Source organism: Propioniciclava sp. MC1595, assembly GCF_017569205.1.
Lineage (GTDB): Bacteria > Actinomycetota > Actinomycetes > Propionibacteriales > Propionibacteriaceae > Propioniciclava.
On sequence record NZ_CP071870.1, the window covers coordinates 133,372 to 148,800 of the forward strand.

Genomic DNA, 15,429 nt, shown 5'->3' on the forward strand with positions numbered 1-15,429 from the left:
GTCACGCATCCTGGGCGATGACGAAGTCCGCCATTCCGGGGACGGTGAAGGCGACCAGACCCCGCTCGGGCGCGTAGACCAAACCCTTCTTGATGAGTTCCTGTCGGGCGACCGACAGGTCAGACGTCCTGGCCTTGCCGAGGTGAGCCGCGAGTTCGCCGATCTCCACTGGGTCCTCCCCCTTCAGGTGCGCCATCCCTGTGAGCAGCCTGCGTTGAGCGGTCGTGGCACGTTCCCAACGCGACCTGTACAGGCCGGCATCGATCTCCTCGCGGGCCAAGGCACCCCCAGCTTGCACATCGTCCATGGTGAAGGCGGGCCCCGCAGCCAGGTCCCAGACGTGCTTGCCGATGGACTGGACGAAGTAGGGGTATCCACGCGCCAGTTCGAACGCAGCCGCCAGCGCATCCTCTTGCCAGGTGACTCCCCGTTGTTCGCAGGGTTCCACCAACGCGGTGCGGACGTCGTCCGGGGACAAGAGGCCGATCGGCTGGTAGACGTACAGCCGTTCCGCGTAACTGGCTGCATCCGCCAGCTGGGCTGGGAGGGAAGGGAGCCCAGCTCCCACGAAGAAGACCGGCAGGGGGGTGGGTGCCTGTCCCAGTGAATGGACTGCCATGTTGACGGCTTCGAGGTCGTCGGTGCCAGCCTCCAGCAACTCGTCCACCAGGATCAGCGTGCCGATGCCGAACTCGAGCGAGGCTTCACCGATGACCTCCAGCAGGGCTGCCAAGTCGTCTCCGAAGGTTCCACTGTCCGCCACCCCGTGGACGGGATCCACGTCGATGCCCAACGTGATGCCATCGATCCCGAGTTTGAGTGTGAACGAACGGAGCACTCCCAGCACGCGCTTCCACTTCGAGCGATCTGCGTGACGGCCTGTGGCCGTCCGCAGTGCCTTCACCAACTCCGTGGCCAACACCTTGCGCAGGGGTGCGGACGTGGACGCCTCGACCTTGGCGACGATCCACTTGCGTGCGTTGGCTTGGCTCATCAGCTCGTTGAGGAGCACTGTCTTTCCAACCCCGCGCAGTCCGTTGATGACCCAACTGCGGTCGCCCTCGCCGTAGTTCTCTGCCCGACGGACGACCACGTCGAAGTTCGACAGAATGCGCTCCCGACCGGCAAGGACGGGCGGCCTGCGACCAGCGCCTGGCCTGAAGGGGTTCTCCACCGGGTCCATGTGTCAGACTCTATCTAGCCGTATAACGGAAATCCATAGATGAGGGTAGAGATCCTGATTGTTGACCGGAACGCTCTTGCAGGGCGGGAATCTCAAGCGAGCCGGACCCCGTACTGCTCGGCCAGCAACGCAGGATCAAGCACCACTGTCTGGGTGGCGGGATCGCTCGACACGACCGGGTAGCCCTCGACGTTCAGCAGCTTCGCCACCTGGCTGACCATCATCGGCACCCTGTTGGTGGGCACCCCCAGCGTTCCGGCTGCTCGGGCAGCGGTAAGCCGGTGGTCAGGGGCAAGTGCGAGTGCGTCGATCAGCTGCTGGACGGCCTCATCGGTGACGGCGAGGCGCCCCACCAGCTTGCGCTGGGCCTTGTACGTGGCGCTGGCCAGCAGGTCTGCGCCCGTCGTCGAGGTACCGCGCGTCGGTTCAGGGACGTCGTTGAACAGGTCCGGCTGCGCGGACGCCGCGATCTTGGTCGGGACGGGACGCGCCACAGGCGGAGCCGAGGACGCTACGGGGACGTGACCCTCCCACCACTCCGGCTCGGGCGGAGCCGCGGGCGTCAGGTCATGCTCCAGCGAGGTGGGTGCCAGAACGGCCACGGGAACGACCACTTCGGCCGGTGCTGCGCCGCCGTGGTAGCCCGCCTTCAGCGGTCCGTACCGCAGTCGTTCGCTGACGGCCAAGATCGCCTCATTCCCCTCGGCGAGCACGCGTGGACCGCGCACGACCACCTCGTCCGCGCCGATCTCGCCGGTCACCGAGCGGTGGCGTCCGCTCAGGCCAGCGCCGCGCTGTTCGCCGCGGCGTCGCTCGACGATGTGGCCGTGGTCGCTGGTGAGGATGACCAGGCGCCCGGCCATACGGGCGGCCCGGAGGAGCGGAGCCAGGTGCTTGACCGTCTCGGTGGACCAGTCGGTGCCGCCCGGATCGGTGCGGTCGAGGGCGTCGTCGATCGTGTTCAGCACGCACCCCACCAGCCGGTACTGGTCGACGTCCTCGATGACGAGGCGCAGGTCGTCTGCCAGCGCGAATCCTTGGCGCGTGGTGTCCAGTCCCTTCTTGTGCAGCAGCTTCGTGGCGCCGAGCCCACGGGCCCGCACCAGCTCGGTGAAGTTGCGCCGCTCGGCGTCCTGCTGCCCGCGCACCAGCCTGCCGCTGAGCAGGGAGGCGCGGCTTGCTTCGGTGAGGCTGGGGAGCACCGAGATGCCCGGCGTGCGTCGGCTCCGACCAGGCAGGAGGTACTCGGTGAAGGTGTAGTCCATCCGCGTGGTGATGTCGGCCAGCACCTCGGTCGCCACCCCAGCGCTCAGGCCGTCGAGGACGAGCAGCAGCGCGGGGTGCTTCTCCGCGAGCGGGAAGACGATGTCGGGCAGCACGCGCTCCAACGGGATGGCGCCATCACCGGGCTGGCCCTCCGCGCGGGTGAGCTCGGCGGCGAACTGCCGGTCGTGCTCATCGCGGCGTGCCTGGACACGGTTCAGGACCGACTCCAGGGCGGTGGCGAGGAAGTGCTCGTCGGCTCCCGCCTCCGCATCGTTGACGGCCGAGTCCACCCAGGCGTCCTGGGTGAGGTGGCGCTGGGCCAGTTCGTCCAACGAGGTCGGTGCTTCCTCCGTCGCCTCCGTACGAAGCCAGCGCACCAACCGGACGCCCGCGCGCGCTGCGGCCACCCGCTCGTCGAGGTCGCTCAGCCGGTGGGCGGCCACGGCGGCCCACGCGGTTTCGAGCGCGGCCGGGTCGGGTGAATCGTGGCGCAACACGTCGGCGAGGGTCCGGAGGCGATGGGTGAGGCCGGATCGCAGCAGCGATGACCCGGCGGCGAGGGCCCCGCCCTCGGCCTCCGCCATCAGGTCGTCGCCCCGGCTCAGCAGGCGACGTGCTTCGTCGACCGTGGTCGTCCCTGCCAGCATGCCGGTCACGACGACGGTGGACAGCCGCCCCGCAGCCGCCAAGGCTTCGTGCGGAACCGATCCCCAGCGGTGCTGCAGCCGAGCCAGGGCGACGGCGGCCTCCTGGCGGGCGGACGCCGTGAGCAGGCTGTCCAGGACGACGCCCAAGGGCACGATGTCGGTCGGGGTTCCCGACCGGAGCAGGGCGGCCACGAGCTGGCGGGCCTCCCCGGCGGAGTCGGCAACCCAACCCAGGATTGCGTCCGCGGTGGCCTCACCGGTGGTCGAACGGAGGCGTGCCATCCGTCCGGGAAGACTGGGGTCGGTGGACCACTGGAGGACGGCAATGAGGTCGATGGGGCCGTCCGGAAGGCCCAACTCCAGCCGTGCTGCCGCTGCCAGTGCGTGGTCGGCGGTGAGGACGCCGGCGGGCGCGGGGGGCCACTCCGCGGCAGGGGAGAGTTCGAGGAGACCGGTGGCGACCTCGCGGGCCCGGTGGATCCCGAGGAGCCGGGTGTCGACGCTGGGCGCGGAGAAGCGCTGTTTGAGGGCGTCCCAGGGGTCGGGGTGACGGAGCCGGGCCCACACGAACTGCCCCAACAACCCGGGGCCCAGGTCCTCGGCGGGACGGTCGGTGACGATGACCAACCAGCCGTCGGGGTTGGCGTCCCGGATCGCCTCACGGATCGCGAGGGCCGACACGGCCGGCACGATGCGGACCTCTTGGCGGCCCTCGGTGAACGCCGCTGGCGACGTTGCGTCCGGGCGTGCGGAGAACGCGAGGACGCCTCGGTCGTAGCCCTTCTCGCGTGCTCGCTGGATGAGGGCACGGGCCATCGCCGGTGTGACCGGGGTGGTGGGCGCGTTCGCTGCGGTCATTCGACCCGCCACTCGACGACGATGTCGACCCCCGGGTTGTCCGCGGCGAAATCGGCGAGGTCGCGGGTCACGCCTTCAATTCCCTGCCCGCCGCGCAGCCGGGTTCGGCCGGACTTCTTGGGCCCGACAGTCGGCGTCGGGTCAGGGGCGACGGTGGTGGTGTCCACATGCGCGAGCCACGCGAACACCCGGTCCTCGGCATGCTTCAGTGCGGGCGAGAGGGGCTCGGCGAACTCGTCCGCCTCAACGGCCTGCTTGAGGCGGGCGAGGATGCGGCTGGCCTCGTCGGCCCGCGGCCCTTCCTGGCGGGCAGCGTTGACGAGGGGGTCCAGGCGTTCCCACGTGTAGCTCGACAGTCCGCGCGCCACCGCATCGGCCGAATCCAGCGACCGGCTCGCGCGCAGGGGCTCGGCGATGGTGGAGGCTGCAAGACGGTTGATCACGGCCAGCCCCTTGAGGCCGCGCAGCGCATCCACCAGATCCACGGTGGAGCGTGCCGTGGCCAGCCGACCCTGGTGGGGTGCGGGGCCGAGGGAGAGCCGTGTGCGCGCCTGCTCGAGGGCCCCGACGAGTCGGTGTGCTCCGTCGGTGAGCGCCACCGCGCGGTTGTGCACCTCGTCGGCGAGGTTGGCGACCCCGGTGGGTGTCATGTAAGCGGGTGCGTGGATCCCGAACAGGGAAGCGGCCAGGGCCGTCGCCGTGGCCCAGGTCTGCGGATCCGGGAGTTCCTGCTCCCGTAGTTCCATCTCGGGGCGCAGCTGGCCGACCCGAGGGGTGGGAATGGCCCCGCCGTGGCCGAACCATGCACGTCGGCGCAGCGCGGCCCATGCGAGGATCACCAGGTCGGAAACATCCGTGGTGAGCCCCAGGCGGGGCTCCATCCCGGCGATCCACTGCCGCACGTCACGGACCGTGACGGGTCCGTCATCGTCCCGGGCGCCCATGCGGCGCTCGAACTCAGGGCCCCACGTACCGAAGTAGCTGTCGCCCATGAGGAAGTGGGTCTCGGCGGCGCGGCCGACCCCCAGCGGGTTGGCCAGCCGACGCAGGACGGACGCCTCGGGGCCGAGGCTGATCCGGTTCTCCGGATCCCCCAGCGCGCGTTCCACGTAGTCGTAGACGACCTGGAGGTCGCGAGCACGCACCTCGGTGTCGGACGGCTGGAAGTCGGGGTGCCCCGGGTAGGTGGCCGCGAACGCGTCGTCGACCAGGCCATCGAAGGCCTGCCGGAGCGTGCCTCCGGCAGGGGGGCGGGGCGTGAAGCTGGGAGTCAGGGAAGACAGCACGTCGGGGTGGGAGTCGGGCACCATGTGCTCGCCGCCCGACGAGGATTCGACGTCGTAGGCGACCTGCACGGCCTGCCGCAGCTGGTGCAGCAGGGCGTCGCGCTGGGCGAGGAGGAGTGCCTTGGCCAGCTGGCGCTGGGGCTCGGAGAGGTGGTCGGCGTAGGTGTCGTACCGGTCGCCGGAGCCCTCGAGCAGGAAGTTGAGGATGACGAGGCGGCTCACGTCCCGCATCCGCGTCTCCGAGAAGAAGCGGGGCAGCCAGACGATGGTCTGCTCGTCCCAGTTGCGGGCGCGCATGTCGTCGATGCGCCGCTGGTCCTCGGCGGCCGAGTGCCCCGAGTCGTCGAAGGGGTGGTCGATGACGAAGCGCCAGGCGTCCGGGTTGGCACGGAAGTGCTGGTCGCTGAGCCACGAGGAGTCGCGCACATTGCCGAAGACCAGCTCCACCACGCGGGGTGAGCCGCGCCAGACGACCTTGTGGTGGTGGACGCCCATCATGTCCTGGTCGCCCAGCTGCAGGCCGAGGCTCTCGGAGACGAGCCGCTTGATGAGCTCGCGGCGGCGTCCCTCGTTGTCCTCGCCGCGGGCGCGCTCGACGACGGTCTCGTACTCGACGTCGGCGAGCTGGACCTGGATGAGTGGGTTCTGCGAACTGTTCTCGACCCGGATCTCGGGGATGGTCGTCGCCCAGTTGCGCACCTTCGACAGCACCATGTGGGCCTCGCCGCCGGGCAGGGGCGTCCGGATCGAGCCGTGGTTCAGCGAGGCGAGCCGACCGGCCGTCAGGCTCTTCAGCGCGGGCACGTTGGGGGCCACCGCACTGAGCAGCAGGGTCTTGGCCAGGCGCAGGTCGGCCTGCAGACCTGGCGTGACCAGGCCTGCCTCCAGGTCGTCGCGGGTCAAGTCGTGGTTGCTCAGGATCGCGGGCAGCAGGCGATTGCGGTACAGGTCGTTGGCCGACCGGAAGAGGGCAGCCGCCGCCTCGTCGAGCGGCTGGTCGCCGGCGGCGCCGGTGACGAGGTAGTCGAAGGCATCACCGACGGGGACGACGTCGTCGATCGTGAGGTCGTCACGCCGGTCCACGAGGATCTGCTGCATGACCTTCAACGCCGTGCGCTCGCGCTGCATGACGCTCGCCAGGGAGCGCAGGGTCGACATCAGAGCGGGCGAGAAGGGGTAGGTCAGCCGGAACTGCTGCTCGTCGGCCCCGCGGTGGCGGTCGTCGGTGTTGATGCCGTCCAGCAGGACGTCCCAGGCCTCGGAGCGGCGGTCGAGGGCGTCGAAGGCCCGGCGGATCTCGGCCTCGGCATCCGCGTCCTGGGGGGCGAGGAGTCGCTTGTGGGCGACCCACGGGAGATTGTCGTCGCCGAGGCGGATCTGGGGGAAGCGCCCCTCCTGGAACTGGAAGGCCTGCTCGAGCGCGGTCTGCTCCGACCCGCTGGCGCCGGAGTCGGCGAGCCAGCGGCGCAGGTCCATCTGCCGGGCGATGAAGGAGACGAAGGGGATGCGTCGTCCGCCCTGGCCGCCTTCGACCAGCTTGGTGATCTTCTGGGCCTCGGCGCCGAAGAAGGCCTGGTTGCGGATCTGGAAGGCCAGCCACAGCACGAGCTCGTCGAGGAAGAGCACGACCGCGTCGTACCCCAGCGAGGCCGCGTGGGCCGAGATTGCCGTCAGGCCTTCGTCGAGCCCGATGTGGGTGGCCTGGCCCTGGAAGGAGGGGAACCAGTGCTTCTTGAGCGCGGCGACGAGGTCGATGCGCCGCTGGTCGTCGGCGGACGCCGCTCGTGCGGCCGCGTAGGAGGTCGCGTCCCACGTGCCACCCTCGCCGAGGACGGCACCCCAGACGTCCCCACCTCCGGCGCCCTCGTTCATGCCGGCGAAGAACTGCTCGTCGCCCATCTTGGCGCGCATGCTCTCGGCGTTGGCGAGCAGCTGGTCGGTCTGGTGCAGGATCGGCGGGTTGCTGTCGGGGTGGAGCTCGCCGATCTGGCGCAGGTACCCGTCGAACAGCGCCTGCTCGAGCGACTTGGCGCCCAGGAGGTGGAAGGTCAGGGGCAGGACCCGTCGGTCCTGCAGTTCGGGGTCGTGCCGCGCGATCGGTGTGGCCAGCTCGGGGATCGCCCGGGCGCGCGGGTCCTGGCGCAGGAGTGCGTGGAGCACCGCCATGAAGTGGCTCTTGCCGGAGCCGAACGAACCGGTGAGGAAGCGTCCCTGGCTCTTGTTGTCGCGGATGGCCTGCGCGACCGCGCCCAGCGCCGCGTCGAAGGATCGCGCGATCTCCGGGGTCACCACGTAGTCGGCGAGGGTCCGCGCGAGGTGGGCGTCGTCGACGCTCTCGGTCAGGCGCAGGACGTAGTCGGAGGTGGAGGTGGTCTCGGGGATCGTGAAGATGTCCCGCAGCAGCGCGCTCACTTCTTCGGTCTCCTTCCGCGGGTCGTGGGGGCGGGACGCCAGGCGCTCAGGTCGTCGTGGGTGACGCCCAAGCCCTGCATGTGGCTGCGGAGCGCCTCACCCGTGACGGCGGCGAGGCTCACACCGTAGGTCGGGTCGACCTCGGCGTGCCACTGGTCGACCCACGGCTGTAGCTCGGCCAGCCCGGCGACGAGCGGGACGAGCGTTGCGGACTCCGCCCCCTCGCGCTGGCGGTCGCCAATGATCGTGGCGAGGGCGAGCGCCTGCTGGGCGTGGTCCCAACCGGCCCAGCCGAGCAGCGGGGTGGGGTCGGTCTCGCGCCCAGCGGCGGGGTAGAGGATGAACCGCTCCTTGGGCACGTCGAGCTTGCCGCGCGCCGACCAGTAGGACGGCCTGCGGAAGTCGGCCGACGTGTATTTGGGTGGCACGGGGATCTGTCCGACGGGTTCGCCGGCGTCCTCCTTGCGCTGCAGGTCCCACGTGCGCTGCCAGTCGGCGAACTTGCGCAGGCCGGGGTCCTTCAGGCGGTACGCCGCGAGATACGGGACGGCCTCGGGCTCGAGCAGGCTGGTGAGCGCCTTGACGAGGTCAATGTCGCGGTGCCCCTGCCACAGCTCGACGACGCCGCGGAACTCCTCGTCGCGCCCGAGCCGGTCGGTGAGCTGGGCAACAGACTGCGGCGTGACCTGCCCGCTGCGGTTGAACCACAGTGACCTGTCCTCGAGCCGGTCGAGCAGCCAGCCGCGCAGCGCGCGTTCGGCCTGCTTCTCGAACGGCTCGGACGCCCACCGGCGCTTGTACTCGGGAGCCTCCAGCAGCCGGATCGCGTCGACGGACTCGATCGCGTCGATCCGGCGCTGGACGAGGGCGCGGTATTCGGCGGGCCAGTGAGCGGGGATCTCGGTGATCGGCGTGGAGCCGTGGCGGGTGAACCAGGCGGTGTCCTCCTCGCCGGCGGCCACCTTGCGGGCGAGGACGATCTCGAACGCCCGCTCGCCGAGCTTTACTTCGGGTGGCTCGCCGGGGTACGTCAGCGTCTGGTCCAGCAGCCCGTAGGATGCGTACACCTCCCAGTCGAGTTCTTCTTGCTGCGCGATCATCCGGTGCTTGAGGGACGCCTGGGCTGCCTCCGCCTCGCGCAGCAGGTCCGCCGTTGGCGGAGCCGTGGCGATCAGCGCGGACACCTGCTGGCGTGACAACTCCTGGGCCAGTCCGTCCAGCAACCGGGCACGCTCCAATGGCAGCACTTTCGGCAGCGGGAAATCCTGCAGCGTGGTGCCGTTAAACTGGAACCGATCCATCCAGTCCTCTGGCTGGATTCCTCTTCCGATTCCCGAACCCGCCTTGTTAAAGGCATTCTGCTTCAGCCAGAAACACGCCGTCGACGAGTTCAGCACCCCCAGCAGCCCCAAGTGATCGTCCTCGGACGCCTCCTCCGGCAGCTTGATCACCGGCGCGGTCTGCTTGAACACTCTTCCACCTCGGTCGAGCACGAAGTGGTTGTGCGTTGCCACTTCGGCGAACGTGATGGTCTGGGGGGTGCGGTATCGCTCAGGAACCCAGCGGTACCAACCCCACCAGCTTTGCCCGAGGTCCGACTTCGTCTTTCCTTCGAAGCTGACGGTGCCACCCAATACGGTGCGCAGGGGCCATTGTCTCCGGTACCACGCGGCCTTCTCGTCGAGAGCGACGAGTGACAAGTCCGACGCGTAGGGAACCAGTGCCCAATCGCCGTCGGCAGTCTTCCAGTCGCGCACCACGTCGCCGGTGATCACCGCACGGAGTAGTTCGTCGTTCACCCCGTCGCGGCGAAGTGATTCCCGAGAGGCGAAGAACGCGTCGTCCGCCCCGGGGAAACTCGCGAAACCGATCTTGCCCAGAAGGTGGCTGGCTAGGCGGGTGCTCATCGAGCGATGGATGGTCTCAATGGTTGTGCCTGCACCGCCTCCTGACAGGCTCCACGGGTGGCGAGCCAGCGTGCTGCGATTAAGATGGGTCACTGTGATCCAGGCATCCTGATGGTGCTCGTCATCGATGTGGTCTGTGATGGCAGTCCACACCAATGCGCAGGCCGGGTCGTCGGGTCGCCCAGGCTCGCCGCGGATGCTGAGCACCGCTCGAAGGGTGCTGGTGGCGGGCGTTCGGTTTCGGCCGACGATGATCATTGTCGGTGTGCCATGGCCGGGAATGTAGGCGCCCGAGGTGTCAATAACCTCGCGGAGGTCGAGTTGTGTCAGGAAGTCCTCAATGATGGGCGCACCGAACTCACGCTTCATGAACGAGTTCGAGGTGATCTGCCCCACCCAGCCCGCGGGCTTCCCGTCAGTCCCCCGTTGGGCGAGCTTACACAGCAGCTCCATGAAAGGAACGGTCAACGCGTACGTGCCCTTGAGGTGGTTGTACCGCTCCCGATAGCCCGCGTTGAGCGCCTTGTCTTTCACCGTGATGTAGGGCGGGTTCGCCACCACCGCGTCGTACTGGCCGCGCGTCAGCGCCTTGTGCAGCGCGTCCCGCTGCTCGTTGGAGTAGGCAAAGTCGTCGTCGACGGTCCCGGGGAGCGCGTCCTGCTCGTGGCTGAACCACAGCGAATCCCCGACAAGCACGTTGGGCTGAAACTTGGGCGCCTTCTCGAGCGAGATCCCCCCGACCGCCTGCAGCGCAGCCAGCGTCAGCCGGAAGATCGCGATGGCGACGGCGAAGGCGTTTATGTCCACGCCCCACACGGCGTCCAGGGCCTTCTGCACCCGCTCGCGCGGACCCAGCGCGGGAGCCTCGGCGTCCCACCTCGCGAGCAGGCGCCGGAAGGCGCCGAGCAGGAAGTGTCCGGAGCCGCAGGCGGGGTCGATGAGCTTGAAGCCCTCCAGCGGGCGGTCGGCCAGCGCGGGGGTGAGGGTGCGGTCGAGGATGAACTCCTCGACGAACTCCGGGGTCTGCAGCAGGGCGTAGGTCTTCTTGGCGTGGTCGGAGAGGTCCTGGTAGAGGTCGCCGAGGAACCGGGTGCCAAGGTCGGGGTCGGTGAAGTCGTGGACCAGCGCCCCGGCGTCGTCGCGGCGGCGCCAGAACTCCAACAGCCGGGTGACCGCCTGGCCCGAGGGGGAGACGGTGTGCAGCATCGCCTGGGAGTCCACGAGCGCGGCGCTGGCCGGCGTCGTGGCGAGGTGGCCGATCGCCTGCTCCACCCACTCGCGGTCGGTGTGCTCCGGGTGGGCCCGGAAGTAGGCGAGCTGGGCGTCCAGCGCCTCCTGTCGGCGCTCGGGCGGCCCGGAGATCCACACCGGGGACAGGAGCCGGTTGTCCTCGCAGAAGCGCACGAACACGGTGGTCAACGCCCACGAGACAGCGGCCTGCGTGATCCGGTCATCCGCCCACGCGGCATAGGTGGCGGCCGTGCGGTTCTTCTCCACCGCCCGGTGGTGTTCCCGCTTCCAGGCCTCGGCGAACTGGGGCAGCTCGATGCGCTCGCGCAGGTCATCCTCCAGGGCGAGAACCTGCTGCTTGAGGTCGGCGACCAGCCTGCTGGGGTCGATCACGGGGTGCTCCCTTCGAGGGCGGGTCGCTGGGCGTCCACCCAGTCCTGGGTGACGGGCACGAACTGGCTGGGCGCGGCCAACGGAAGTGGCTGGCCGTCCACCATCGGTCCGTTGTTCGCGTGGAGTTGGGGCACGACGAGCCAAAGGGCGGTCGGTCGGTTCGTGGCCAGGTCCATCCACTCGGCCAACAGGCCCAGGGCGTCATGGCGGGCCAGGAGGGAGGCGTCGGTGAGGACCACGGGGCGGCCGCCGGCGTCCGTCAACGTCTGCCGGATGGCCTGCGCCACGGTGGGGAGCGACTGGCGCACCAGCGCGTGGAGGCCTTGGCTGGCGCGCGAGGCGGGGGCGTCGGCGTCCGCCATCAGCACCTGGTCCCAGGGGACCTTGAGGATGGCTGCGGAGTGGTGGAGCGCCTCGAGCAGGGTGTTGGTGAGGTCGAGCTCAACCGCCTCGAAACGATCCCGGAGGACGGCGACCAGCCGATCGGCCACCGCTCCTGCCGGCACGCCGAGGGCCACGAACGAACGGCGCTCGCGGCTGTCGATGAGACGCTGCCCGATCGGGCCGGGGCCGGACAGGCTGGAGGGGCGGACGTGGATCGTGGCCGAGCGGGTGTCCAAGCCAGTCGTCTGCCCGTGAGGCCGGGGCGCGTGGTAGCTGCGCCGTGCCTCATCCCAGTGGAGGCCGGCCGCTGCGTCCGTGACGATGTGGTCGAGGTCGGGTCGCCTGGGCAGCGGGGCGAGGTCCGGGAAGCGGTTGGCGACGCGTTCGCGTAGAGCGTCGGCGCTGTACTCGACCCCGGGCACGACCGAGGGAAGGGCGTGGCGGAGCGCGGCGGCGGGAGCGAGGTGGCGGTGGTGGAGTTCGCCGACCGCGGACGCGCCGGCGTTGTGCGACATCACCGCGCCCAATCGCGCCAGACGGCGCCCGTCGCGGAGCCCCGCGGCCACAGGCAGGCTGCCCGTCTCGGTGTCCACCTGGTCGGGGACCTCGGCGCCCAGGGCTGTCGCGGCACGGGCCGCTGGTACGAGCGCGTCATTGCCGGACACATTGGTGTCGCTGACGAGCGCGTCGGCCCGGTGGCCCAGAGCTTCGGCGACGTCGAGCAGGGTGGGGTGGACGGCGACGAGCACCGGCCTGCCCTCGCGTCGGCGCAGGGACCACGGGGGCAACGCGTCATCGCCTGCCCGCTCGATGGCTGCCTTGCGGTCGAGCGCGCACCGGAGCAGCCCTTCGACGGTGCGGAGCTCGTCGGCGCCGGCGACACCCCGGCGTGGGGTCATCAGCGTGAGGAGGTGGTCGGCCAGCTCGTCGAAGGTGGCCACGCCGCCCAACTCGACGAGTCGCTCGTTCGTGACCCCGATCAGTCGGTCCAGAAGGTCGAGTGCCTCGTCGTCGGCTGCCCACCGGTCTTGGAGAGTTGCCAGCAGCTGGCTGATGCGGCCACGGGTTACCGGGGGCTTCAGAGAGGCCGCGAGCTCGGACTGGGTCGCGTTCGCGCCGAGGCGTCCGGTCACCCCGAGCAGCAGGGACGCCACGGTGACGGCGTTGTCCCCGCGTGGGGTGCGTGCCGCGTTCAGGAGGGTGTCGGCGGCGTCCAGCGGGTGGTCCCAGTCCGTCGGCTCCTCGGCGGGGCGCCAGGCGCCACGTCGGCCGAACTTCGGGCGCCAGATCTTGGTGAGCTGCTGCACCTCGCCGCGGGTCGCCGCCGTGAGGTTGGGCAGGCGGTTGAGGAGGCGGGCGTCCACGCCTGCCAGTTCGCCCACGGTCCTCACGTGCAGCTGCTCCAGGGCCGACAGCGCTCGCGCGCTGAGCCCACTGTCCGCCAAAGGGGTCTCGGCGGTGGCAGCCTCTGCCAAGGCCACGGCGTCCTCGGCCGGGGTGGATGCCTCGGGGAAGCTCGCCCGCCACTCCAGCAGCATCTGCGCGGCCGTGTCGTGGCGGGCCTTGTGATTGCGCGCGAGCGCGCGCGTGAAGAAGGCGGTCAGGCTCTTCCGCAGCGCGGGGTCGAATCCATCCGGATCGATGGTGGCCTCGTCGTTGATGGACGCCGGGTCGGACAGCCCGTCGCCATACACGGGGGTGTGGCCGGTGGCCATCTCGTAGAGGACCACGGCGGCGGCGTAGCGCTCGGCGGCCGAGTCGTACTGCGGTCGCTTCGGGTTGAAGAAGGGGTCGAGGTAGGGGCGGGTCCCCGCCTGGGTGTCGGACGCCGGCGCGCGGGTGAGGGAGAAGTCGAAGAGCACCAGGTGCTTGCTGCGGTTGGACTTGTTGCTGCGGTCCTCCCGGACACCGAGGTTGGCCGGTTTGATGTCCCGGTGGCTGATGCCGGCCTCGTCGAGCGTGACGACCGCTTCGAGGAGGTCCGTGCCCCAGCGCTCGAGGAGGTCGAGCGGGAGTCGCTCCCGGTTGCCGAGGTGGGTGGCGAGGGTCTCGCGTCCTGCACTGGCGAGCAGGAGCGCACGGCGCCCACCCACGAAGAGCGGGCCCTCGATGATCTTCACGATGCGCGGGCTGGTGAGGCGTCGCAGCGACTCCGCCTCGTCGTCGAGCCGTCGACCGGCACTGTCGTCGAGGGCGACCTTGAGGACGCGCTGGGGGGCGTCGTCCGAGGGGCCGTCCTTGACCAGTAGGCCCACGGCGGTGGACCCGGCCCCGAGGCGGCTGACGAGTTCGAAACGGTCATCGAGCACGGCCCCCGGCCCGGCGTCGAGGGGATCGGCGGTCTCGTCGGCCTGCGGAGTCATCGCCTTGTCGAGCTCGGCGAGGAAGGCGGCAACGTCGGGGAGGCGCTTCGAGACCTCGGGACGGGTGGCGGCGAGGATCGCCTCGCGCAGTGCGGGAGCCACCGTCGGGAGTTCGACCGAGACGTCGAGGCCACCTTGGGCGTTCAGTCGGGCGGTGAGGTCGGCGCGCGTGCGAGCCGGCGCCTGGCCGCCAGTGACGATGTAGAACGCCAGTGCGCCCAAGCCGAAGACGTCGAGGCGGAGCCGGTCGGGAGCCCCGACGAGGACACCCTCGGGGGCGGCGAATCCCTCCTCCACCCACCGCTCCTGGGCGGCGGAGGGGTGACGGTCGGCGTCCATCAGGGTGGTGACGCCGCGGGTGGCGGACGTGGCCGTCGCCTCGTCGGTGCGGCCCACTCCCTGCCAGTCGCCGATCGTGACGCGGCGGCGTCCGTTGTTCTCGGTGGTGACCTTGATGGCGCGCGGCCCGAGGCCGCGGTGGACGACATTCTTGCCGTGTGCGTACGCGAGCGCCTCGGCGACCTGACGGATCAGGTCGAGCTGGGCGTCGTAGTCGAACCCGCTGGGCCCGTCGGCCAGCCACAGGTCGAGACGCTGCCACCCCTCCTCGTGCGGGTAGATGAGGCCCGGGCCGAGCTCGGAGTCGACGTAGTCCTCGGGGCGGACGATCGCCTCGTGGGTCAGCCGCTGCATCACGTGCATCTCGTGCGCGGCCAGCAGGTGGACGCGGCGACGAGCCTGCTCGGAGGCGCCCTCTGGCACGACCCGGAACCGGATGCGGCGCCGCTGGGACTTCACGTGCTTGTGGGTGGCCAGCCAGTCCTGCCAGCCGGGACCGTCCTCCAGAGGTGCCTTGTCGAGCACATAGGAGCCGGCCTCGCGCGGGCGAGCGCGGAGCCCGATGCGCTGCATCATGGCCGCGATGGCGCGCTCGCGGATCTGGGCGTCGGGGCGGGGGGTGCCGGTGAAGAGATCCGTGATGGGGGCGAGGCCGGAGGTGGCCTCGTGACCAGGGACGCCGTAGAGACCCGTCCGTGAGGACTCGGGAAGCTCGCACACGAAACCGGGATGGTGGAGGAACACCGACTCCTGGATGAACGGGATGAGGTCTCTGGCCGATGGTGGCGGCTGGGCGAACTTCTGGCCACGCCTCCAGTCGTCGTAGGCGGCCATGAGCTTCGACCGGAGCCGCTTGGCCTTGCGGTTGGCGAGCAGGAGCGGGGAGTCCTGTGCTGCGTGACCATCACGCAACCACGTGGTGTCCGTGCCCCGGAGGTGCCCGGAGTAGTACTTCAGCTCGACCAGGTGGAGCCCGTCCGGGGCAAGGATGAGGAGGTCAACCTCGGACCAGTTCCCCCGATCATCGCGGAACTCGAAGTTGGTCCACGCTCGGAACGGCGCGCGCTTGGGCATCAGGTCGCGAACGATCCGCAGACCCTCGGCTTCGTGGGGGAACTGCGACGGCGTCACTTCGACCCAGCGATCGTCATCGACCATTGA

The 15,429-nt window shown here is 70.0% G+C and carries 5 protein-coding genes; all 5 read right to left on the reverse strand.

Going from position 1 to position 15,429, the window contains the following annotated elements; genetic code table 11:
* Nucleotide 1: 1 nt before the first annotated feature.
* The gene (locus J4N02_RS00595; RefSeq protein ID WP_188333774.1) at nt 2–1,183 is read right to left on the reverse strand and encodes an AAA family ATPase; all 1,182 of its coding nucleotides are present in this window, start codon (nt 1,181–1,183) and stop codon (nt 2–4) included.
* Between the two features lie 92 nt (nt 1,184–1,275).
* Nucleotides 1,276–3,954: a BREX-2 system phosphatase PglZ gene (gene pglZ / locus J4N02_RS00600; RefSeq protein WP_188333773.1), complete on the reverse strand. Its 2,679-nt coding sequence runs from the start codon at nt 3,952–3,954 to the stop codon at nt 1,276–1,278.
* A complete protein-coding gene (locus J4N02_RS00605; RefSeq protein ID WP_188333772.1) occupies nt 3,951–7,652 on the reverse strand; it encodes a phage resistance protein in 3,702 nt (1,233 codons plus the stop codon). Before J4N02_RS00605 ends, pglZ begins: the two co-directional genes overlap by 4 nt.
* A complete protein-coding gene (gene pglX, locus J4N02_RS00610; protein ID WP_188333771.1) occupies nt 7,649–11,182 on the reverse strand; it encodes a BREX-2 system adenine-specific DNA-methyltransferase PglX in 3,534 nt (1,177 codons plus the stop codon). Before pglX ends, J4N02_RS00605 begins: the two co-directional genes overlap by 4 nt.
* Complete coding sequence (gene pglW, locus J4N02_RS00615; RefSeq protein WP_188333770.1) at nt 11,179–15,426, reverse strand: BREX system serine/threonine kinase PglW; 4,248 nt, start codon at nt 15,424–15,426, stop codon at nt 11,179–11,181. Before pglW ends, pglX begins: the two co-directional genes overlap by 4 nt.
* Between the last annotated feature and the right edge of the window lie 3 nt (nt 15,427–15,429).

Excerpts from the sequence above, each read along its gene's own strand:
- J4N02_RS00595 (WP_188333774.1), bottom strand. The coding sequence starts at position 1,183 with ATGGACCCGGTGGAGAACCCCTTCAGGCCAGGCGCTGGTCGCAGGCCG.
- pglW (WP_188333770.1), bottom strand. The coding sequence starts at position 15,426 with ATGGTCGATGACGATCGCTGGGTCGAAGTGACGCCGTCGCAGTTCCCC.
- pglZ (WP_188333773.1), bottom strand. The coding sequence starts at position 3,954 with ATGACCGCAGCGAACGCGCCCACCACCCCGGTCACACCGGCGATGGCC.